This window comes from Micromonospora sp. NPDC093244 (genome assembly GCF_040683695.1).
GTDB lineage: Bacteria > Actinomycetota > Actinomycetes > Mycobacteriales > Micromonosporaceae > Micromonospora.
Map to the genome: position 1 here is coordinate 1,601,064 of NZ_JBFBEO010000001.1, position 20,572 is coordinate 1,621,635.

Annotated in this window: 21 protein-coding genes; 8 read left to right on the forward strand and 13 right to left on the reverse strand. The window is 71.7% G+C overall.

Annotation, left to right across the window (positions count from 1 at the left end; all coding sequences use genetic code 11):
• Positions 1 to 69: 69 nt before the first annotated feature.
• Positions 70 to 501 carry a MarR family winged helix-turn-helix transcriptional regulator gene (locus AB0N27_RS07060; protein ID WP_364364406.1) on the reverse strand — a complete coding sequence of 144 codons (432 nt, stop codon included), beginning with the start codon at positions 499 to 501 and terminating at the stop codon, positions 70 to 72.
• 96 nt (positions 502 to 597) lie between these two features.
• Between AB0N27_RS07060 and AB0N27_RS07065 the strand changes: the two genes are divergently transcribed.
• Positions 598 to 2,376, forward strand: coding sequence for an ABC transporter ATP-binding protein (locus AB0N27_RS07065; protein ID WP_364364409.1), 1,779 nt, complete (start codon positions 598 to 600; stop codon positions 2,374 to 2,376).
• 79 nt (positions 2,377 to 2,455) lie between these two features.
• On the forward strand, positions 2,456 to 3,007 hold the full coding sequence (locus tag AB0N27_RS07070) for a hypothetical protein (protein WP_364364412.1): 552 nt from the start codon (positions 2,456 to 2,458) through the stop codon (positions 3,005 to 3,007).
• A 183-nt stretch (positions 3,008 to 3,190) separates the two neighbouring features.
• On the opposite strand, the gene AB0N27_RS07075 is transcribed toward AB0N27_RS07070, so the two are convergent.
• Together AB0N27_RS07075 and AB0N27_RS07080 are read right to left on the reverse strand one after the other, a co-directional pair.
• Positions 3,191 to 3,469, reverse strand: a complete 279-nt coding sequence (locus tag AB0N27_RS07075) for a hypothetical protein (RefSeq protein ID WP_364366110.1) — start codon at positions 3,467 to 3,469, stop codon at positions 3,191 to 3,193.
• Entirely contained in the window at positions 3,463 to 3,681 is a 219-nt protein-coding gene (locus AB0N27_RS07080; RefSeq protein ID WP_364364415.1) for a DivIVA domain-containing protein, read from the reverse strand. Before AB0N27_RS07080 ends, AB0N27_RS07075 begins: the two co-directional genes overlap by 7 nt.
• A gap of 259 nt (positions 3,682 to 3,940) precedes the next feature.
• Here AB0N27_RS07080 and AB0N27_RS07085 point away from each other — a divergent pair, with 259 nt between their 5' ends.
• Positions 3,941 to 4,180 carry a winged helix-turn-helix domain-containing protein gene (locus AB0N27_RS07085; protein WP_364364418.1) on the forward strand — a complete coding sequence of 80 codons (240 nt, stop codon included), beginning with the start codon at positions 3,941 to 3,943 and terminating at the stop codon, positions 4,178 to 4,180.
• Between the two features lie 142 nt (positions 4,181 to 4,322).
• Positions 4,323 to 5,867, forward strand: a complete 1,545-nt coding sequence (locus tag AB0N27_RS07090; RefSeq protein WP_364364421.1) for an NAD(P)-binding domain-containing protein — start codon at positions 4,323 to 4,325, stop codon at positions 5,865 to 5,867.
• On the opposite strand, the gene AB0N27_RS07095 is transcribed toward AB0N27_RS07090, so the two are convergent.
• The 4 genes from AB0N27_RS07095 to AB0N27_RS07110 all read right to left on the reverse strand — a co-directional run bounded on the left by AB0N27_RS07095 (position 5,851) and on the right by AB0N27_RS07110 (position 9,616).
• Complete coding sequence (locus AB0N27_RS07095) at positions 5,851 to 6,450, reverse strand: nitroreductase family protein (protein WP_364366113.1); 600 nt, start codon at positions 6,448 to 6,450, stop codon at positions 5,851 to 5,853. The two genes, AB0N27_RS07090 and AB0N27_RS07095, sit on opposite strands and share 17 nt — an antisense overlap.
• 148 nt (positions 6,451 to 6,598) lie before the next feature.
• A complete protein-coding gene (locus AB0N27_RS07100; protein WP_364364424.1) occupies positions 6,599 to 7,750 on the reverse strand; it encodes a glutamate--cysteine ligase in 1,152 nt (383 codons plus the stop codon).
• A gap of 47 nt (positions 7,751 to 7,797) precedes the next feature.
• Entirely contained in the window at positions 7,798 to 8,961 is a 1,164-nt protein-coding gene (locus AB0N27_RS07105) for a M20 family metallopeptidase (protein ID WP_364364427.1), read from the reverse strand.
• Between the two features lie 91 nt (positions 8,962 to 9,052).
• Positions 9,053 to 9,616 (reverse strand): carboxymuconolactone decarboxylase family protein, encoded by a 564-nt coding sequence (locus AB0N27_RS07110; protein ID WP_364364430.1) that lies wholly within the window; start codon positions 9,614 to 9,616, stop codon positions 9,053 to 9,055.
• Positions 9,617 to 10,385: 769 nt separating this feature from the next.
• Here AB0N27_RS07110 and AB0N27_RS07115 point away from each other — a divergent pair.
• Positions 10,386 to 10,913 (forward strand): DUF559 domain-containing protein, encoded by a 528-nt coding sequence (locus AB0N27_RS07115; RefSeq protein WP_364364433.1) that lies wholly within the window; start codon positions 10,386 to 10,388, stop codon positions 10,911 to 10,913.
• Positions 10,914 to 10,969: 56 nt separating this feature from the next.
• Here AB0N27_RS07115 and AB0N27_RS07120 read toward each other — a convergent pair whose 3' ends face one another.
• Positions 10,970 to 11,758 (reverse strand): hypothetical protein, encoded by a 789-nt coding sequence (locus AB0N27_RS07120; protein WP_364364436.1) that lies wholly within the window; start codon positions 11,756 to 11,758, stop codon positions 10,970 to 10,972.
• A gap of 165 nt (positions 11,759 to 11,923) precedes the next feature.
• On the opposite strand from AB0N27_RS07120, the gene AB0N27_RS07125 reads away from it, so the two are divergent.
• From AB0N27_RS07125 to AB0N27_RS07135, 3 genes are read left to right on the forward strand one after another with little or no spacing between them, the layout of a single operon-like run.
• Positions 11,924 to 13,153 (forward strand): glycosyltransferase 87 family protein, encoded by a 1,230-nt coding sequence (locus AB0N27_RS07125; protein WP_364364439.1) that lies wholly within the window; start codon positions 11,924 to 11,926, stop codon positions 13,151 to 13,153.
• A 59-nt stretch (positions 13,154 to 13,212) separates the two neighbouring features.
• Entirely contained in the window at positions 13,213 to 13,662 is a 450-nt protein-coding gene (locus AB0N27_RS07130) for a ribonuclease domain-containing protein (protein WP_364364442.1), read from the forward strand.
• A 31-nt stretch (positions 13,663 to 13,693) separates the two neighbouring features.
• The gene (locus tag AB0N27_RS07135; protein WP_364364445.1) at positions 13,694 to 14,023 is read left to right on the forward strand and encodes a barstar family protein; all 330 of its coding nucleotides are present in this window, start codon (positions 13,694 to 13,696) and stop codon (positions 14,021 to 14,023) included.
• A 216-nt stretch (positions 14,024 to 14,239) separates the two neighbouring features.
• On the opposite strand, the gene AB0N27_RS07140 is transcribed toward AB0N27_RS07135, so the two are convergent.
• From AB0N27_RS07140 to uxaC, 5 genes are all read right to left on the reverse strand, one after another.
• Complete coding sequence (locus tag AB0N27_RS07140) at positions 14,240 to 14,965, reverse strand: HD domain-containing protein (protein ID WP_364364448.1); 726 nt, start codon at positions 14,963 to 14,965, stop codon at positions 14,240 to 14,242.
• Between the two features lie 157 nt (positions 14,966 to 15,122).
• Positions 15,123 to 16,316: a Gfo/Idh/MocA family oxidoreductase gene (locus AB0N27_RS07145; protein ID WP_364364451.1), complete on the reverse strand. Its 1,194-nt coding sequence runs from the start codon at positions 16,314 to 16,316 to the stop codon at positions 15,123 to 15,125.
• Between the two features lie 28 nt (positions 16,317 to 16,344).
• Positions 16,345 to 17,838: a mannitol dehydrogenase family protein gene (locus tag AB0N27_RS07150; protein WP_364364454.1), complete on the reverse strand. Its 1,494-nt coding sequence runs from the start codon at positions 17,836 to 17,838 to the stop codon at positions 16,345 to 16,347.
• Positions 17,829 to 19,133: an enolase C-terminal domain-like protein gene (locus AB0N27_RS07155; RefSeq protein WP_364364457.1), complete on the reverse strand. Its 1,305-nt coding sequence runs from the start codon at positions 19,131 to 19,133 to the stop codon at positions 17,829 to 17,831. Before AB0N27_RS07155 ends, AB0N27_RS07150 begins: the two co-directional genes overlap by 10 nt.
• Entirely contained in the window at positions 19,130 to 20,563 is a 1,434-nt protein-coding gene (uxaC, locus tag AB0N27_RS07160; RefSeq protein ID WP_364364460.1) for a glucuronate isomerase, read from the reverse strand. The genes AB0N27_RS07155 and uxaC overlap by 4 nt, the downstream gene beginning before the upstream one ends.
• Between the last annotated feature and the right edge of the window lie 9 nt (positions 20,564 to 20,572).

The following is a 20,572-nucleotide window of genomic DNA, read 5'->3' on the forward strand; positions in this document are numbered from 1 at the left end:
TCTCCCCGGCTGGTGGTGGCGGGGGTCCGGCGGACGAACGGGGCGGCTGGCTACCCGCGCGTGGCGCGGTTATGCGCGAAGGGTGCGCAGGATGCGGGCCAGTTCGGCGCGGTCGGCGTCGGGCAGGTGGCCGAAGAAGCGGTCGGCCTCGGCTCGGCGGGCGGCCCGGATGGCGGTGCTGATCCGGTCGCCCTCCTCGGTGAGGGCGACCAGGGTCGCCCGCCGGTCGGCCGGGTCGGGTCGACGCTCGACGAGCCCTCGGGCCTGGAGGTCGTCGATGACCTCGGTGGCCGAGCGGGGCGCGATGCGCAGGTGCTCGGCGAGGGTGCCGGGGCGTACCTCGCCGTGTCGGGCCAGCACGCCGAGGGCCCGGGACTGGCTGGGCGTGACGTCCCAGGGCGCCAGCGAATCGCGCGTCTGACGGCGCAGACGGGACGCGACGGCCCAGAACGTCTCCGCCAGGCTCTCGTCGTCCGCGCTGTCGGCGGTGTCCCCGATCACGGGAATACGGTAGCAGCCGATCCGGTTGTACCCTCATGTTGAGGTAACCTCAGCATGTCTCCCACGAAAGGCAGTGCCCCTTTGGAACCCACCCCCATGGGCCGCGACCGCGGCCACCGCACCGTCAGCGACGAAGAGAAGACGCAGGCCCGCCAGGTGTCCCTGCGCCGCATCGGCCGCCTGTTCACCCCCCACCGACCCGCGCTTGCGGCCGTCACCGCGATCATCGTGCTCTCCTCGATCATCGCGATGGCCAGTCCGTTCCTGCTGCGAGAAACGATCGACACTGCCCTTCCGCAGGGCGACGTGACACTGCTGGTCTGGCTTGTCCTCGGCATGGTCGCCGTCGCGGCGGTGACCTCCGCCCTCGGCGTCGTGCAGACCTGGATCTCCACCCAGGTCGGGCAGCGGGTCATGCACCGGCTGCGCACCGACGTCTTCAGCCACCTCCAGCGCCAGTCGCTCGGCTTCTTCACCCGCACCCGCACCGGCGAGGTGCAGTCCCGGATCACCAACGACATCGGCGGCATGCAGTCGGTGGTCACCTCCACCGCCACCGCCGTCGCGGCCAACCTCACCACAGTTTTCGCCACCGCCGTCGCCATGATCGCCCTGTCCTGGCAGCTCTCCCTGGTCTCCCTCGTCGTGCTCCCACCGGCCATCTGGCTCACCCGCCGGGTCGCCCGGATGCGCCGCGAGATCACCGCCCAGCGCCAGCGCGAACTCGCCGACCTCAACGTCACGGTCGAGGAGGGCCTGTCGATAAGCGGCGTACAGCTCGCCAAGACCCTCGGCACCGGCCCCGCGCTCATCGACCGGTTCACCGTCTCGTCGGAGCGCCTTGTCGACCTGGAGTTGCGCAGCGAGCTTGCCGGCCGCTGGCGGATGGCCTCGATGAGCATCATCTTCGCCGCCGTACCCGCGGTCATCTACCTCGCCGCCGGCCTGCCCGGCGCCGCCGGCACGCTGAGCATCGGCACCCTCGTCGCCTTCACGGCCCTGCAGGGTGGGCTGTTCCGACCGCTGATGGGCCTGCTCAACGTGGGCGTCTCGCTCACCGCGTCGCTGGCGCTGTTCGCCCGGATCTTCGAATACCTCGACCTGCCGGTCGACGTGGCCGACCCCGCCGAGCCGGTCCGCATCGACCCCACCCGGGTCCGCGGGCACCTGCGACTGGAGGACGTCACCTTCGGCTACCCGGGCAGCGACACCGCCGCGCTCGCCGGGATCACCCTCGACGTCCCCGCCGGCACCAGCCTCGCCCTGGTCGGCGAGACCGGCTCGGGCAAGAGCACCCTCGCCGGGCTGATCAGCCGGCTGCACGACCCGAACGCCGGCCGGGTCACCATCGACGGTGTCGACCTGCGGGACCTGCGCCTGGCCGACCTGGCCTCCATCGTCGGCGTGGTCAGCCAGGAGACGTACCTGCTGCACACGACGGTGCGGGAGAACCTGCGCTACGCCCGCCCGGACGCCACCGACGCCGAGATCGAGGACGCGGCCCGCGCCGCCCAGATCCACGACCTCATCGCCGGGCTTCCCGACGGGTACGACACGGTCGTCGGCTCGCGCGGCCACCGGTTCTCCGGCGGGGAGAAGCAACGCCTGGCCATCGCCCGTACGCTGCTGCGTGACCCGCGCGTCCTGGTCCTCGACGAGGCCACCAGCGCGCTGGACACCGAGACCGAACGCGCCGTGCAACGGGCCTTCGACGCGCTCGCGCAGGGGCGTACCACGATCACCATCGCCCACCGGCTGTCCACCGTCCGCGACGCCGACCAGATCGCGGTGCTCGACCACGGCCGGATCGTCGAATCCGGCGACCACGACAGCCTGCTGAACCGCAACGGCCGCTACGCCACACTCGCGGCCTGAACCGGCTTCGCCCTCTTGATCGTGCGTCGCCGGCGAGTACGAGGAGAACAACGCGGTGGCGAGGTGACAGGCTCAGTACATGGAGAGTGTTCTGACGCAGTTGCCCGCCCTGCTGGGCGTGTTGGTCGGCACCATCGGCACCATGGTTGCCACCACGGTTACCGAGCGTGGCCGCTGGCGGCGGAGCCAGACGGTCCGCTGGGACGAGCGGCGGCTGGACGCGTACGCCGACTTCACCCGAGCGGTCAAGGAGATCCATCTGCTCTCCCTGGGGATGTTGAGCGGTCACCGCCCCGGCTCCCGTACCCCCATCCTGGACCGCGAGGACGGGCTGGCCCGGTTGGTCGAGGCGGACGTGCGCCATACCCTGACCTGGGAGGCGGTCTTGCTGCTCGGTGACTCGGCCACGGTACGAGCGGCCTCCGCCTGGCGGCGCGCCGTACGGAACCTGGAGCAGGCGGCGCGGAGTCTGCCGGATCCACCGGACAACCTCGCAGCCATGGTCCAGCAGGCCGACGAGACCCGCGACGACTTCTACCAGGCAGCGCGGAGCAGCCTCGGCGTACGCGGCGGGACCGTCGAGCAGTTTCGGCGTCCAGCCGAGGGTCGGATCCCGACGGCACGGAACTGAGCAGTGTGGAAGTGACACGAGCGGATCGCTCGCCGTTCATCGGCCGGCTGCAATGATGGGCCACGGCGACCGTCTGGGGCGTCTCTTCCCGGTGACGTCGAAACGACCACAGTCATGCCGTGCTTCGGTGCTCGCCTGGCCTGGCCCGGTGACCTCCTCTGCAGAGGTTTCAGGAGCGAGCGTTCAACGGCGGGCTCGGGGCCGGCGGCCGCGCCCTGCCTGAGTCGGCGTGACGGGTACGGCGGGTCGGAGTCCAGCGAGTTGCACGAAGACCTCTCGCTTGGCTGTCGCGTCGCCGCGACTGTTGAGTACGTAGCCGGTCAACCAGACCCAGCCCTGGTATGTCGGCTGGTCCGACACGGAGACGACGCGGAACGTCAGCGCACGATCCCCGGCGAACTGCACCGAGGCCCGGCCGTCGATGACGAGCAGGTCGCCAGGGGACGGACGCGCGGTCACCAGGGGCCGGGCGGTCGGCACTCTCGCGCGTGCATGCGCTGCCAGTCCCGTAGTGCCCGTCCGAGCCGGTCGTTCTCCCGGCTGAGCAGCCGTACCGTCTCGTTCAGCGTGCTCAGCTCGTCGGCCACGCGGGCCTGGAACTCGCGTACCTCATCCGGGTCGACGCCGCGCCGACGCGCGGCGAACTCGCGGGTCCGCACCTCGTACGGCGTCAACCGGGCCGGGTAGCCGCCAGTGTGGGGCTGGCTTCCTCGATACACCTGAGCCACGACGGTCCTGTCTGCGGGAGGGTCAGTCCGGAGGGTCGGGACGGGCACACGCACCCGCCCCGACCGAGGGGATGCCCCTGCACCTTGTTGCCACGCAAGGGGAGGGGCGCACCTCAACTTAGCTGTCCCAGTCACCCTAGTCAAACGATGAGTTGTTGTGGGGTGTCGTTGCGTGATCGAATTGGCGTGCCACGCAGGGGGAGTCATGCCAATTACCGCCGACTACATCCGCATCGCCGATGAGATCGTCGCTGACATCAGAGCGAAGAAGCTCAAGCCGGGTGACAAGCTGCCCTCAATTGCGCAGCTCGCGACCACCTACAAGGTCAGCCCGTCCACCGTCAAGCAGGTCTACGTGCGACTGGAGGCGCTCCGCGTCATCTGGCGGCACCAGGGCAAGGGCGTCTTCGTCAACGACCCGAAGCTCTGGATGCGCGAGCCGTAAATCGCGGACCGGGACTCCCGCCGGGCGTTGGGCTTCCGGCGTGACGGTCTCTCCTCGCATTCGCGCGGTGACGAACGGGATTGACATAGATCGCTTGGCATCCCATGGTCGATGGATCATCACTCCGTCGAAGGGCCGCAGGATGGTCAGCAGCGAACACCGGTACGTCATCGTCGGCGCGGGACCTGCCGGACTCCAACTGAGCTACTACCTCCAGCAGCAGGGTGCCGACTACCTGACCCTGGAGCGCGGCGACCAGCCCGGTGACTTCTTCCGGCGGTTCCCTCGACACCGCCGGCTCATCTCGCTGAACAAGGTCCACACCGACAGCGACGATCCGGAGATCCGCCTGCGCTGGGACTGGAACTCGCTGCTCAACGACGACCCGGACCTGCTGTTCCCGCGATTCAGCAAGGAGTACCTGCCGGGCGCCGACGACCTGGTCCGCTACCTCGCCGAGTTCCAACGCGTGCACCAGCTCAACATCCGCTTCGGTACGACAGTCGAGCGGATCACCCGTACCGACGACGGTTTCACGGTGAGCACCGACCAGGGGGAGGTGCGGGCGCGCTGCCTCGTCGTCGCGACCGGCTGGGGCAAGCCGTTCGTGCCGGCCATCAAGGGCATCGACCACGCCATCGGGTACGAGGACATGGTCGTCGACCCCGCCGCGTACGAGGACCAGCGTGTGCTGATCATCGGCAAGGGCAACTCCGCCTTCGAGACCGCGTCGTCCATCCTCGGCCGGGCGTCCATGGTGCACCTCGCCAGCCGGCAGCCCCTGCGCCTGGCCTGGAACACCAAACACCCGGGCGACGTGCGGGGCCAGTACGGCGCGATCCTCGACAGCTACCAGTTCAAGACCCTGCACTCGGTGCTGGACTGCACCATCGACGAGATCCGACCCGTCGACGGGCGGTTCCGGGTGTCGATCACGTACACCCACGCGCAGGGTGAGACCGCCGAACTCGACTACCACACGGTCCTGAGGTGCACCGGTTTCCGGATGGACACGAGCCTGTTCGACGAGACGGCCCGCCCGGACATGGTGCGCGACGGCCGGATGCCGGGGCTACGCCCCGACTGGCAGTCCAGCAACGTCGACGACCTGTACTTCGCCGGCACCATCGCCCAGGCCCGGGACGTCAAGCACGCGTCGTCGCCCTTCATCGACGGCTTCCGGTACAACCTGCGCACGTTCACCCGGATCCTGCGGGAGCGGTACGACGGCGTGCCGCTGTCGTACACGACGACGCCCGCCGACGCCGCGTCGCTTGCCAAGCTGATGCTGGACCGCGTCAACTGGTCCTCGGCGCTGTGGACCCAGTTCGAATACCTGTGTGACGTCTTCGTCCGCGACGACGCGACGGGCGACTTCCACCACTACGAGGACCTGCCTGAGGACTACGCCGTGGAGCGCTTCGCGGACGCGACCCAGTGGTACACCCTGGCGTTGCGCTGGGGCCGCGACGACTACGGCGACGTCTTCGCCATCGAGCGGCACCCGACCCCCGACCGGGCCCGGGAGAGCGCCTTCATCCATCCGGTGATCAGGCGCTACCGGGGCGCCGAGCTGCTCGCCGAGCAGCACCTGCTGGAGGACCTGCTGGCCGAGTGGCGCCGCCCGGACCGGCACGTCGAGCCGCTTGTCGAGTTCCTGGACGCGGACCTCACCAGCGCACCATGACCTCGTCGAGGGGTTTGCGGGTCAGGTCCGGGACGTGGGCGTGCGGCGCGGGATACCCGACGGGCATCACCACGTAGGGGCGCTCCTCCGGCGGCCGCTCACACACCTCGTTGAGGAACCGCATCGGGCTGGGCGTGTGGGTAAGCGTGACCAGACCGGCGTGGTGCAGCGCGGTGATCAGCAGGCCGACAGCGATCCCGACGGACTCCTTGACGTAGTACGGCTTCGGACTGTTGGGGCCCTGGTGCACCTCGAACACGACGATGACCGCCGGTGCGGTCTCCAGGAACGGCTTGCGCCAGTCGGTGCCGAGCCCGGCGATCGCACCGAGCCACTCCTTCGACGCACGGCGGTCGTAGAACTCCCGTTCCTCGGCCTCCGCGGCCTCGCGGAGCCGGCGCTTGCGGGCCGGGTCGGTGAGCACGACGAACCGCCACGGCTGGATGTTGGCGCCGCTGGGCGCGGTCGACGCGGCCCGGATTGCTGCCTCGACCACCCCGTCGGGCAGCGGATCGTTGGCGAAGTCCCGCACCGAACGGCGCTGCGCCATCCGGTCGGCGAACGCCTCCACCTCGCGCACCATCTCCGCCGGAGGCCGTCGCCGGTGCCGGATGGGGACCGTGGGTAGCAGGTCCGCGTCGTTCACCTGTGGCCTCCCTGATCGGGTGTGCCGGGTCCACGGCGGGGCCGCCCGGCCGCCTCCAGCATCCCGGAGAACGGGCCGCCTGTCCTTACGCCCGCGTGCTCTCTTCGCCCGTCAGCACACCAGGCGCGGTCCAGGCGGCGATGTCGTCGACCACGTCGGTCAGTCGTCCGCGCCGTGCCGCGGCGGCCCGCTGACGCGTCGCGCCGTCACCGTCCGCCGTCAGCCCCTTGCGCCAGGCCTCCACCCGCTCACGGTCGCCCGCCTCGTCCAGCGCCGGTCCGGCGCGCTCGACAAGCCGATCGGCGAGGACCGCCGCCGGCAGCAGTCGGCCGGTGCCGACGTCCACGCCGTGGCCGCCCATCCCGTCGCGGGCGGCCCGCCAGTACGCGAGCCGCATCAGCTCCGCGCTCAACTCCGGCCCCTCGTCGCCCCTGTCGACAGCCTCCCCGGCGACGACCACCAGGGCGCGCACCAGGGCGGCGAGCGCCGCCGACTCGACGGACGTCAGGGGTACGTCGGCGACCCGTACCTCGATCGTGGGGTGGGTCCTGGACAGGCGTAGATCCCAGAAGATCGTGCCGTGGTCGACCAGCGCGCCCGCGTCGAGCAGCATGTCCACGTGGTCGTCGTACTCCCGCGCGGACAGCAGGAACGGCGGCGGACCGGCCACCGGCCAGCGCCCCCACGTGACGGTCCGCCAACTCGCGTAGCCCGTGTCGCGCTCGGACCAGTAGGGCGAGTTGGCCGTCAGGGCCACGAACACCGGCAGGTGCTGGCGCAGGTGGTTGCCGATCAGCACGGCGCGATCCCGGTCGGGCTCCTGCACGTGGACGTGTACGGCGCAGATCGCCACCTCGTCGTGCAGCCCTCGGAAGGTGGCGGTGCCCCGGTCCTGGCGCGGGCCCTCCGTGATCGGCGGCGGCACGGCACAGCCGAGCACCGGCGAGCCGCTGGCGATCACCCGCAGGCCCGCCGAGCGGGCCGCGCCCTGCACGGCGGCGCGACCGTCGGCGAGCTGCGCCGAGAGGTCGTCGACACTCAGGCACGGGTCGGTGCGCGTCTCCACCTGGAGCTTGGTGATCTCACCACCCACCCGGTCGCCGAGCGTCGGGCGGGCGCCGTCCACGACAGTCGCCGCCTGCGGCACGACCTCGCCCCGGTCGGCGTCGACAACGAGGAACTCCTCCTCCACACCGAGCAGGGGAATGGACGATCCCGAACGCTGTCCCGTAGTCATGCCGACGATGACCCCTCGCTGCCGGTCGTTCGCCGGCAGTGAGCACGTTACGGGATCTCGTCGATGGGTCGCGATCCGAAATACTCCATGGTGGACAGCGCCTCGACGAGCCCGGCCAGCAGCGCCGTCCGCTCGGGCATCCGGTCCAGGCAGACGTACTCCTCGGCGGAGTGCGCTCCGCCGCCGACCGCGCCCAGGCCGTCCAGGGTCGGTACGCCCAACGCGGCGGTGAAGTTGCCGTCGGACGCGCCGGCGGCGTACGCGCCGACGAGGCCCGGGATGCCGAGCTGGCCGGCGATCGACTGGGCCAGTTCCAGCAGCGGCCGCGACAGCTCCGCGGACATCGGATAGCGGTTGATCCCGCCCTGCACGTCGAGCGTCGCCTCGGGCAGGAACGGCACCAGCTCACGGATGGCGTTGTCGACGCGTTCGAGCTCGTCACTGGTCCAGGCCCGCACGTCCACCGCCAGGCTGGCGCGCTCGGGCACCGTGTTCGTCGTCGTGCCGGAACAGAGCAGCGTCGGGGTGACCGAGGTGCCACCGCTGTCCGCCGCGCCGAGCGCGCCCAGCGAGAGCACCTGATGGGCGACCTCGACCGTGGCGTTGACCCCGCGCTGCGGTTCCACACCCGCGTGCGCGGCGCGACCGGAGACGATCAGGCGGTAGACCGAACCACCCTTGCGGGCGACCTTCACGTGCCCGTCCGGGGTGGCGGCCTCCAGGACGAGAACCGCGCCCGACCGCCGCGCCTCCCGTTCGATAAGCGGCCGTGACGTGACGGACCCGGACTCCTCGTCGCAGGTGAGCAGCACACCGACAGTCGAGGTGTCGCCGACCAGGCGCAGCGCCGTGAACATCTGCACGATGCCGGCCTTCATGTCGCACACGCCCGGCCCGGTCGCCATATTCCCACTGACGGTGAACGGCCGGGACCCGATCGTCCCGACCGGGAACACGGTGTCGAAGTGGCCGAGCAGCAGCACCCGCTGGTCGACGGCCGGCCACAGCAGGTGTGGCAGGCCGTCCACCACGACCCGACGGGCCGGCCGGCCGAGCACCTCCTGCCCCCAGCGGGCGAGCAGGTCGGCACAGGACTCCAGATGGGGCAACGAGCCAGGTGCCGACTCGCGTGCGACGAGCGTGCCCAGCCGGTCGACCATGTCGGTGTGGAGCCGCTCAGCGGCGTTCAGCAGGCTGCGTGGGTGATCCATCGGTCCCTCCGACTGCACGGCTGATGGGGCTGGCCAGGCATCTCCATCGACAGTCGCAGAGGGAACGGACAGCGGTCACCCTCGACCGTGCTCAGGCTGCCGGAGGTCGCGCCGCCGCCCCGTAACCGACCTCGATGATCCGGCGGGTCGTCTCGGCGTACGCGTCCTGACCGGTCGGCGCGAAGGTCCCCAGACCGTCGACGTACCTGTTGAACATGCAGAACGCGGCGGCGATCAGAACCGTGTCGTGGATCTCCACGTCGGTGGCACCCTGGGCGCGGGCGCTCTCGACCAGCTCGGCAGTGACGTTCCGGCCGCTGATCTGCACCGCGCCCGCGATGCGCAGCAGCGCCCGCAGCTTGGCTGAGATCGGAGCGCTGTCAAGGTCCGCGCGTACCTGGTCGACGAGGTGCATGCCCTCGTCGAGCTGCGCCGCCGCGAACGCCGAGTGCGACGCGCAGCAGAACGTGCACTCGTTACGCCCGGACACGTACGCCGCGATCAGCTCCCGCTCACCTGCCGGAAGCGAGTTCGGGGAACGCAACAGCACCTCGGCCAGCTCGTTGAGCGGCTTCGCGGTCTCCGGACGGTACATCATCGGACCGCTGATGCCGGGAAACTGCTTCTCGTCGACCCCGAGATCGATGTGCGCCATGTGACATGTCCTCCAACCGATGACCGGGCCCCGACCGGACGACGCCTCAACGCGGGCGACTGTCCGATGGAGACGGCGCGGCAGACGCCGTGCGGCCACGATCTCATCCCGTACGCCGTTCGGGTTCCTTCCTTCGTGCTCTTTTCATCGATCGGCCGACATGTCCGTCGCGCAAGGGCGTTGGGGCGTCGCCCGAGTGCACCTGGGCGGATCTCCGGCCCTGACCGTGGTACGCCATCGGGCGGGCGCGTAGCACACCCGGACCGGAGTTGGGTCGTCGTCCACAGGTGCTTTCGCTGTCCACAGCGGCCCAACCTGCGACAGCGTGCGGCGGCAAGGTGGGCCGGTGGACGCTTGCCTGCAATCCCTGCTCGATCGGAGCGGTGGCCTGGCCGTGAGACAGGACGTTCTCCGAGTGGCGCCGCCATGGACACTTCAGGGCGCTTGTCGGTCTGGTCGGCTGCTCCGGCTCCTTCCGGAGGTGTTCGTCGACGCCGCGCTCGTTCGCGATGCCGATAGCGAGCTGCCGATTCTCGCGCGGGTCGAGCCGGAGTTGGCTCGCCGCGCTGTGCTGGTGTACGGAGGCGGACGCGGCGCGCTCAGCCGACTGACCGCCCTCGACGTGTGGGGCCTGCGCCGTCAGCCACCGGGGGAGCCGTTGCATCTCGACCTGCCCGTAGGGTCGGGCTTACGTGGTCGGCCGCACCTGCTGGTGCGTCACCGCGCCGGTTTCACGGTTGGGCCACCGGACGCGGTGGTTCGGGGAGGAATGCCTGTCACCCGGCTCGACCGGACGTTGGTGGACTGTTGGCCGCTGTTGCCGGCGGTCGACCGGCCGGGACTGGTGATCCGCGTGGTCAACGATCGCCTGACCACGCCGCAGCGTCTCGTCGCCGCACTCGCGGAGGTGCCGAGATTGACCGGCCGGGCGGCGATGCGGGGTTTGCTCGACCGGCTCGCCGCCGGCTGCCGCAGCCCGTTGGAGATCTGGGGCCACGACCACGTCTTCATCGGCCCGGGCATGCCCGCGTTCGCTCGGCAGGCGCGGGTACGGGTCGGTGCTCGGACGATCTACCTCGACATGTTCGCCGAGACCGAGCGGGTCGACATCGAGTTGGACGGCGCAACAAGCCACGGGAACCCCGCGGAACGCGAGATCGACCTGCGCCGCGACGCCTTGCTCGCCACCGTCGGGATCCTCGTCGTTCGGTTCAGCCACCGGCGGCTCCTGACCGACCCTGCCCAGGTCCGCCAGGAGACCCGCGCCATTCTCGCCAACCGCCGCCCTCGCCCATGATCACTTGATGCTCTGTAGCTGCGCACGGCTCCGCACAACTACCCAGCATCAAGTGATCATGAAACGGGGGGCGTGGGTGTGGCGGGGTGTTCGTTGTGGTGGTGGAGCAGTTCGGTGATCCATCGTGCGGCTTCGCGCTGGGTGCTGAGCAGGTGGTTGCGGGCGTCGGCCACCTCTCGGTCGTCGGCGTCGTCGGTCAGGATGGCCACCCATCGTCGACTCAACTCCTCGGCGTACCGGGCTCTGCGCATCTGCTCGTCGAACTGGTACTCCAGCTTCACCATCCGGTCGACGTGCGGCTGGAGCGCCGGCATGATGCGGTCGTCGAGTCGGACGGCGGCGTCGGGCCGGCAGGTGACGGTGATTTCGCCCCGCCGGTAGGTCCACTCCGGATCCTCGGCGAGGGCCTGCTGCAACGCCACCTCCAGGTCGCCCGCCCGGTGTGGTGGCAGGTCCCGGGCGGCGTCGGCGGCGAGCCGGGTCAGCCGTTGGATCGCGTGGGGCTGGAAGTACTGCACGTACCAGCTCAGCACCTCGGAGCGCAGGCTCGCTGGCGACGACCAGGCGAACGTGGCGCGGACGTGGAACGAGTACACGTAGCCTCGGGCCGGGACGGTGATCAGCCGGGGCGCGTCGCGTTGTTCGACGAGGGGGCCGGACGGCGACGGGTCGGCCCCGGACCCCACGGGAGCCTCGTCCTGGAGAGCCGCGACCAGCCGGTCCCAGCTTCGCGCCCACCACCGCCACCCACGGACGCTCACGTCGCGGACGACGGCGAGCCCGCGTACGCCCCGCTGCCGCCACTGGTCCGCGGGTCTCGGCCTCCCATCGGGGGCGTCCGTCATGGCACCCCTCCATGGTCACGGATCCGCACGTCACGCTAACAACAGGTGACCGATATGCCCGCCGCCACGCCGCACGGCGGGGTCGCCCGCGTGACCTTCTCGTCCCCTGCAACCGGTCGCCGGAGCGCACAATGAGGCGATGATGCTGGGGCTGTCGGTGACCGGGTGAGCAGACTGCGGACCGGGCGGCGGGTGGCGACGGTGGTCGGCTTGGTCACCGTGCTGGCGGTGGTGATCGCGATGCTCCCCGGGCGTCGGGGCTGGTTCGACGTCGGGGTCTACCACGGTGCGGTCGGGCACTGGGTTAGCGGCGGCGACCTGTACGCCTGGAGCACCCACAACGGGTACGGCTTCACCTATCCGCCGTTCGCCGCGGTCAGCATGTCACCGATGGCGGCGCTGGCCTGGTATCCGACGATCGTGGCGCATCTGCTGCTCACCGTGCTGGCCGTCGCGTTCCTGCTGCGCCTGCTGGTGGACCCGCTGGCGCGACGACACGGCTGGAGCCGCTGGTACGCGCTCGCGTTGACGTGCTGCCTGCTCGCGGGGCTGAACCCGGTCCGGGACACCGTGGGCTTCGGGCAGGTCAACCTGCTGCTGGTGGCGCTCGTCTATGCGGACCTGTGGCTGCTGGAGCGGGGCAGTCGGCTGGCCGGCATCGGCACCGGGCTGGCAACGGCGGTGAAGCTCACCCCGGCGGTCTTCGTCGGGTACCTGCTGGTCACCGGGAGGTGGCGGGCGGCGGGTACGGCCGTGGCCAGCGCCGTCGGCGCCACAGTCCTCGCGGTGGTGCTCGCCCCGCGGGCCAGCCGGACGTTCTTCACCCAGACGCTGTGGGACACCGACCGGATCGGGCGGTTGGAGAACGTGGCGAACCAGTCGCTGCTCGGCCTGGTGGCCCGGCTCGACCCGGCGCACCCGGACCGGCGACTGTGGCTGGTGCTGGCGGTCGCCGTGTTGGCGGTGTGGGTGATGCGGGTGCGCCGGGCCGTGCGGCTGGACGACGAGCATGCCGGTTTCGCGTTGACAGGTGTCGCCGCGTGCCTGCTCAGCCCGATCACCTGGGTGCATCACCTGGTGTGGCTGGCGCCGGGGCTGGTGGTGCTCGTCGCGTCGACGCTGCCCTGGCCGCCGGTGGACCGGGCGGCGCGTTGGCGGCTGGGCGGCGTCGCTGCCGCGTACGTGGTGCTGTGCAGCGGGCTGGTTTGGATGTTCAGCAGCGGCTGGGCCGGGCCTGTGGGTTTCGTCGGCGCGAACGCGTACCTGTGGGTGAGTGTCGGAATGCTCGTGCTCCTGCCGGTGGGACGGGCCGCGGGGGCGGATCATCAGGGGTTCACCGAGCATTGTGGAGGCGTTGTGCCGCGAAGGGGTGTCGCCGTCGACCGCCAACGGTGAGACTGGGTCCGATCCGACAGTCACGCGGATCGATGGATTGGATGGTCTGGAGGCAACCTGTGTCCACCCCCGTGTCCCCGCTGGCCACGCTCGGCGCGATCCGCCGGCGTACCACCACCGTCGCCCTGCTCCTCGCCATGGTCGCCGCCGCGCTGGTCGGCCCGTCCGTGGTGGCCCCCCGGCTGACCGACTCCGCCTCGGCGGCGGTCTACAGCTCGTGCACCGTCAGCCGCTGCGCGGACGCCCGCACCGCCCGCTCGGGATGGTCCGCCAAGGGCTTCCCCACGAGTCGGGGCTGGTATTCCTGGAGCGGAGGGTTGTCCAACTTCGCCGGCGGCCGGTTCTACAACTACGAGGGACAACTGCCCACCAACGCCACCTACTACGAGTACGACGTCTACCCGCGTACCCAGGGCGCGGCCCGCGACGCGTACCGGATCGTGGTGAACCGCAGCACCGGCGCCACCTGGTTCTCGCCCAACCACTACACCGACTTCTACCGGCTCTGAGCGAGCGGCGGCCGGCCGGTCCGGGAGGTACATGATGGTCGACGAGGACGAGAACCTGACCGGCGCGACGGTGCTGGTCGGGGCGGCGGCCCGGACCCGGCGGGCGCTGTTCGCCGCGCTGGCCGAGGCGCTGGCGCTGCCGGCCCACCTGGGGAGCACCTGGGACGCCCTCGCCGACGTGCTCCGGGACCGGCTGGACGCCGGGCCGCTCACCCTGCTGGTCACCGACGCCGGTCAGCTCCTCGCCGACGAGCCCGCCGATCAGTACACCCTGCTGCTCGCCGTGCTCGACGACCTCGCCGCCACCGCCCCGCACCCCCTGCGCGTCGTCCTGCGCGACGCCCCTCCCGCCATGGGCTGACCGTCAGTTGTCACCGATGCCGTGACGGCGGTCGAGGAGCGACGGCGCGCTTCGCGCGGTCGACCCGGTCGCCTGTGGCGCCGGGAAGCGTATGACTCTGCGGTATGAATATGACTGTGAGGTATACCGCTTTCAGAGGAGCCCGGTCCCCGGGACCGGGCCGAGCTGAGCGGCTCACCGCGCGGGGCAGGTACGGCGGGGCGGAGTGGCGGGGCGTCAGTTCGGGGCGGGCTGATCCAGGATCGCGCTGAACCGCTCCTCGGCCAGGTCTAGCTGGCCGAAGATGTGCCGCTTCACCGCCGCCGACAGCGGGGTGTCCGGCCGGCCGATCAGATCGCGGAACAGCGGCACCAGCGGCCGGTACTTACGGGCCGAGGAGACGACCTTCGGCCCGGTCGTGTGGATCACCCCGACGCCGTTGTCGGTGAAGTCCGACACCTTGATCACCCGAGCCCACGGCTCCCGCTCCAGGCTGACAGCCAGGTGTTCCCGGTACTGCTCGTTGCGGTCGCGCTCCGGGTCGTACACCGGATTGGTGACGGCGGCGACAAGCGTGGCCACCCGCGGCCCGAACCGCGCGGCCAGTGCGGCCAGCGCGGCCCTGGTCTGGTCGGTGCCGGCGGCACCGTCCGCCAGCTCGGCCGGATGGTCCTCCACCGAGTCGTGCAGCAGACCGGCGACGATCACGTCCACGTCCCGCACCTGGTAGTGGTGCATCAACCGGATGGCCACCCGCAGGAGGTGGTTGAGGTACGGCTCGCGCACCCGACGATCGTCGCGGTGCAGGTCGCCCGCGAGGTCAAGGGCTGCGGTGAGCCTCGCGCGGGCCTCGGCGTCGAACTGCTGGATCTCCAACCGGAAGCGCTCCAGCAGACCCGGCTCACCGTGGATCTCGGTGATCGCGTGCATCGGCATGCTGCCCAGGTGCGGCGGGAAGTCCATCCGTCACTTATAGCCGATCATCACCGTGTCGGCGGCCCCGGCACGACAGGTCGGCTGTTCACATCGCCAGCCGGTCGGCGGCGGCGATCGGGCCGACCACGATGCGTCCAGCGAACCGTCGCGCACCCGGCACGGCCGGCCGAAGGGGACCGGCCGGTCAGTGGTGGCGGTTCGGGCCGCTGTCGGTCAGGTCGGCGCGGTACGCGGGCACCGCCCACGGCACACCCAGTTCGCTGGGCAGCGCCCCCTGCTCGGCGGACCGGCGCAGCACGTCCACGACGCCCCGCAGGTGGCGGACCCGATCGCCGCCGTCGCCCACACCGACGACCAGGTCGCCGTCGAGCAGTCGTGGCTCCGGCGCGGCCCGCAACGCGTCAAGCAGCGCGGTGAACGGGGCGGTACGGGCCAGCGGCGCGATGAGCGGCACCCCGAGCGGATCGGCCCGGTGCGCGAGCAGGTTCTCCAGCAGACCCTGCCGGCCGGGGACCCGGCGGGTCACCACGTCCCCGGGCAGCCGCAGCCGGTCGGTCGGGTACTCCAGCACCGCCCGCCCCCCGGTGCCGGTCACCACCACCTCACCTGCCACGAACTCCTCGGCGGCAAGGGTGACCGCGGCGAGCACCGCAGGGCCGGCGCGGAACCGGACCCGCAGCACCGCGGTGTCCTCCACCTCGATGGGTCGGACCCGGTAGCGCTCCACCTCGATCGCGACCGGCCAGGGCGGCGCCCCACCGAGCGACTCGGCGACGGCGAGGCACTGCATCACCGCGTGCGCCAACGGGTTGGCCAGTGCGCCGTCCAGCACCGGCCGCCCGTTCAGGGTGCGCCGGCCGGCCCAGGAGGAACGGGCGTAGTAGGCGTCCGGGCGCTGCCAGGCGGCGACTGTCGCGATCCCGGTGACCGTGCCGAGACGGCCGGCGGCAAGTGCGTCGGTCAACGCGGTCAGCGCCGCCGAACCGAGCGCCTGGAAACCGACCTGGGCCACCCGACGGGCGGTGGTCAACGCCCAGGTCAGCTCGTCGTGCTCGGCCAGGGACAGCACCGGCGGTTTCTCCAGCAGCAGGTCCGCGCCGGCGGTGAGGGCGTCGCGGGCGATCGGCAGGTGCGTGTGCGGCGGGGTGCAGATGACCACCACCTGCGGCCGGGTGGCGGCGAGCATCGCCCGGTGGTCGGTGAACACCTGGACCCCGGGCGGCAGTGGCGCCTCCGGGTCGTCCCGCACCGGCTCGACGTCGACGAGCGCGACCAGACGCAACAGGCCGCCGGCGTGCAACGGCGCGATCACGCGTCGGTGCCACCGGCCGTGCCCGTTCGCCCCGATCACCGCCACCCGCGTCGGCTCCCCGTTCACCGGGCACCGACCGGCGGGAGCTGCCCGTTCACCTGACACCGGCCAGGGTGGCCTCGACGCCGTGGCGTGCCAGGGCGGTCAGCCAGGCGGTCACCTCGGCGCGTACCTCGTCGTCGCCGGCCACCTCGGCCGGGATGACCTCGCGCAGCGCGAACACCGCGTCCACCGCGCCGGCCGGGCTCTGCGCGCCGGAGTCCAGCGCGGCCCGGATCGGCCCGGCGAGAGGGTCCTGGAAGGGCAGCGGCCGGCCGTCGTCGGCGTACCCCAGCGCGAAGCGCAACCAGGCCGCCACGACAAGCGCGCCCCAGCGCGCGGACCGGCCGGCCGCGCGCAGGTCGGCGATGGTGTGCAGGACCCGCTGCGGCAACTTCTGCGAGCCGTCCATCGCGACCTGAAGGGTGCGGTGGTGGATCGCCGGGTTGCCGAACCGGGCGAGGGCCTGCTCGCCGTAGTCGACCACCCGCACCCCGTCGGGCGGCGTGAAACTGGGCGCGACGTCCTCGGCGATCAGGCGGCGCAGCACGTCGGTCAGGTGCGGGATCTCCAGGGCGTCGGCGATGGTCTCCCGGCCGGCCAGGGCCCCCAGGTACGCCACGGCCGAGTGCACCCCGTTGAGGCCGCGCAGCTTCAACCGCTCCCACGGGCCGGCGTCGTCGGTGAGGACCGCTCCGGCGTGCTCCCAACCCGGCCGTCCGCCCGGGAAGTCGTCCTCGATGACCCACTGCGCGTACGGCTCGGCGGCCACCGCCGCCAGGTCGGTCACACCCAGCGCCCGGCGGGCCGCGTCGATGGTGTCGGGGGTGCTGGCCGGCACGATGCGGTCCACCATGGTCCCCGGGCAGGTGACGTTGCCGGCGACCCAGTCGAGCAGCCCGGCGGGCACACCTGCCGCGCGGCCGACCGCCTGGTCCACCAGACCCCGCAGCCGGCGACCGTTGGCGGGCAGGTTGTCGCAGCTCACCAGGGCCAGCGGTCCGGCGTCCGCGGCGGCCCGGGCGGCCAGCCCCCGCAGCAGCAGCCCCGGCACGGTGGTCGGCGGGCGGCCACCGGCCAGGTCCGCGGCGAGTGCCGGATCCGGGGACAGCTGGCCGGTCACCGGGTCGAGCTGGTACGCCTTCTCGGTGACGGTGAGCGTCACCACCCGCACCGCCGGGTCGGCGAGCAGCGCCACCACCGCGTCCGGGTCGCTGGCCGCGTGGCGTACGCCGCTCAGCGCGCCGACCACCCGCGTCGTGCTGCCGGCCGCCGAGAGGGTGCTGACGCTGAACAGGTTGTCCTGCCCGGCGAGGGCCTCCACCAGCGCCGTGCTGCGCGGGGCGACCGCCACGATGCCCCAGTCGCCGCCGACCGCACCCATCGCCGCCTCGGTGTAGACGGCCTGGTGCGCGCGGTGGAACGCGCCCAACCCCAGGTGGACGACGCCGGCCGGCACGGTGCCCGGCCGGATCAGCGGGCGGGCCTCGACGGGCAGCTGGCGCAGCACACCCAGGCCGAGCCGGGAGGCGCCGCCGGTCACCGCCACGCCGGACCGTCCGGGAAGCGGAACTCGGCGACCGACGCCTGCTTCATGGTGGCGCTGTAGCCGGGCTGCTCCGGCAGCAGGTACCTGCCACCGCGGGTACGCACCGGGTCGACGAAGTGCTCGTGTAGGTGGTCGACGTACTCGATCATCCGTCCGTCCAGGCTGGCGCCCACCCGCAGGTAGTCGAAGATGGCCAGGTGCTGGACGTACTCGCAGAGCCCGACCCCGCCGGCGTGCGGGCAGACCGGCACCCCGAACTTGGCCGCGAGCAGCAACTCGGCGAGTACCTCGTTGACGCCGCCGACCCGGCACGCGTCGACCTGCATCACGCCTATCGCCTCGGCCTGGAGCAACTGCTTGAAGATCACCCGGTTGGCGGCGACCTCGCCGGTGGCCACCCGGCACCGGCCGCCGGTCAGCTCGGTGACCGCGCGGGCGATCCGGGCGTGGCCCAGGATGTCGTCGGCGTGCGTCGGCTCCTCGATCCAGTACGGGTCGACCTCCGCGAGGGCGGTCATCGCGGTGATCGCCTCGTCGACGTCCCAGACCTGGTTGGCGTCCATCATCAGCAGCGCGTCGGGGCCGATCTCGGAGCGGATGATCCGTGCCCGGCGACTGTCGTCGGCGAGCGGGCCGCCGACCTTCATCTTCATCGCCCGCCAGCCGTCGTCGTACGCCCGCCGGGTCAGCGCCCGCACCTTGTCGTCCGGGTAGCCGAGCCAGCCCACCGAGGTGGTGTACGACGGGAAGCCGTCGCGCTCCAGCGTGGCCAGCCGGTCGGCCAGCCCGTCGCGTCCCTTGTCGAGGATGGCCGCCGCCTCGTCGGCTGTGAGCGCGTCGGTGATGTGGTGGAAGTCGACGCTGGCGACGAGCTCGTCGGTGGGCAGTTCGGCGAGGAACCGCCACATCGGTTTGCCGGCCACCGTGGCCCGCAGGTCCCACACCGCGTTGACCAGAGCGCCGGTCGCCATGTGGATGACGCCCTTCTCCGGGCCCAGCCAGCGCAGCTGCACGTCGGCGCTGAGCGACCGCCAGAACGCCACAGGTTCGGCCGCGATCTCTTCGATCGTGCGTCCCCGTACGTGGTGGGCCAGGGCGCGCACCGCCGCGCAGGTGATCTCGTTGCCCCGGCCGTTGGTGAACGTGAACCCCGCGCCGACCGGGCCGGCGTCGGTGCCCAGCTCGACGTACGTCGCCGAGTAGTCACCCCGGTTGATGGCGTCGGAGCCGTCACCCCGGGCGGCGGTCGGGAACCGCACGTCGTGCACGTCGACGGACGTGATGGTCGTGGTCACTTGTTGTCGCCTCCGAAGTTGAAGACCCGCTTGGGCAGCCGGTACGCCAGGTCGACGATGGTCTCGGCGGCCTCGTCCATCGGCAGCCGGTGCTCGGCGACGAGCCGGGCCAGGAAGCCGGCGTCCACCCGGCGGGCCACGTCGTGGCGGACCGGGATTGAGCAGAACGCCCGGGTGTCGTCGACGAACCCGGTCGTGTTGTAGAAGCCCGCGGTCTCGGTGACCGTCTCCCGGAACCGGCGCAGCACCTCGGGGGAGTCCAGGAACCACCAGGGCGCACCGAGCAGCAGCGCGGCGTACCCGCCGGCGAGGGGCGCCAGCTCGCGGCTGAAGGTGTCCTCGTCGAGGGTGTACAGCACCAGCCGCAGCCGGGGGTCGTTGCCGTACCGATCCAACAGTGGCGCGAGCGCGTGCACGTACTCGGTGGCCTGCGGGACGTCCCCGCCGACGTCGCGGCCGTGCCGGGCGTGCAGCGAGCGGTTGTGGTTGCGTACCGCACCGGGGTGCAGTTGCATGACGAGGCCGTCGTCGAGCGACATGCGGGCGAACTCCATGAGCATGTGCGCCCGGAAGGCCTCCGCGTCGGCCGCGTCGGCCTCGCCGCGCAGGCCCCTGTCGTACAGGCGTGCGGTCTCGGCCGGGGTCAGGTCGAGGGTGCGCGCGGTGGGATGCCCGTGGTCCGACGAGGTCGCCCCGGCGGCGATGAACGCGGCCCGGCGGGCGCGCAGCGCGGCCAGGTAGCCGGTGTACGTGCCGGTGTCCTCGCCGGCCAGCTCGCCGAGGCGCCGCACGTTCGTCGTCCAGCCCTCGAACTCCATGTCCACCACGTCGTCCGGGCGGAAGGTGGTGACGACGCGGCCACCCGGTCCGCCCCAACCGTCGGCGGCGAGTTTGGCGTGCTGCCCGAGGTCGTCCAGTGGTGACTCGGTGGTCGCGAGGACCTCGATGTTGAACCGTTCGAACAGCGCCCGGGGCCGGAAGTCCGGCTCGGCGAGCCGGGCCGCGATCTCGTCGTAGACGTCGTCGGCGGTGGCCGGGCCGAAGGGGGTTCGCACGCCGAACACGGTGCGGAACGTCCGCTCCAGCCACAGCCGCGACGGGGTGCCCCGGAACAGGTGCCAGTGCGCGGCGAACCGTCGCCAGATCACCCGGCCGTCGGTCTCGGTCGGGCTGCCGTCGCGGGTGGGCACACCCAGGTCGGCCGGGGGTACGCCCTGGCTGAGCAGCATCCTGGTCAGGTAGTGGTCCGGCACGATGAGTAGCCGCGCCGGATCGGGAAAGGGCTGGTCCTCGGCCAGCAGGGCCGGGTCGACGTGCCCGTGCGGCGAGATGATCGGTTGCTCCGCCGCGAGGGCGTACAGCTCCCGGGCCAGCGCGCGGTGGCCGGGCTCGGACGGCAGGAGCAGGTCGGTGTGGTCGGACGTCGGCACGGGGCGGGG

Bases quoted from the DNA above. Each gene is read 5' to 3' on its own strand.
- AB0N27_RS07140 (WP_364364448.1), bottom strand. From the start codon at position 14,965: ATGGACTTCCCGCCGCACCTGGGCAGCATGCCGATGCACGCGATCACC.
- AB0N27_RS07135 (WP_364364445.1), top strand. From the start codon at position 13,694: ATGATGGTCGACGAGGACGAGAACCTGACCGGCGCGACGGTGCTGGTC.
- AB0N27_RS07095 (WP_364366113.1), bottom strand. From the start codon at position 6,450: ATGGTGCGCGAGGTGGAGGCGTTCGCCGACCGGATGGCGCAGCGCCGT.
- AB0N27_RS07065 (WP_364364409.1), top strand. From the start codon at position 598: ATGGGCCGCGACCGCGGCCACCGCACCGTCAGCGACGAAGAGAAGACG.
- AB0N27_RS07085 (WP_364364418.1), top strand. From the start codon at position 3,941: ATGCCAATTACCGCCGACTACATCCGCATCGCCGATGAGATCGTCGCT.
- AB0N27_RS07115 (WP_364364433.1), top strand. From the start codon at position 10,386: ATGCCTGTCACCCGGCTCGACCGGACGTTGGTGGACTGTTGGCCGCTG.
- AB0N27_RS07120 (WP_364364436.1), bottom strand. From the start codon at position 11,758: ATGACGGACGCCCCCGATGGGAGGCCGAGACCCGCGGACCAGTGGCGG.
- AB0N27_RS07100 (WP_364364424.1), bottom strand. From the start codon at position 7,750: ATGACTACGGGACAGCGTTCGGGATCGTCCATTCCCCTGCTCGGTGTG.
- AB0N27_RS07105 (WP_364364427.1), bottom strand. From the start codon at position 8,961: ATGGATCACCCACGCAGCCTGCTGAACGCCGCTGAGCGGCTCCACACC.
- AB0N27_RS07090 (WP_364364421.1), top strand. From the start codon at position 4,323: ATGGTCAGCAGCGAACACCGGTACGTCATCGTCGGCGCGGGACCTGCC.
- AB0N27_RS07070 (WP_364364412.1), top strand. From the start codon at position 2,456: ATGGAGAGTGTTCTGACGCAGTTGCCCGCCCTGCTGGGCGTGTTGGTC.
- AB0N27_RS07110 (WP_364364430.1), bottom strand. From the start codon at position 9,616: ATGGCGCACATCGATCTCGGGGTCGACGAGAAGCAGTTTCCCGGCATC.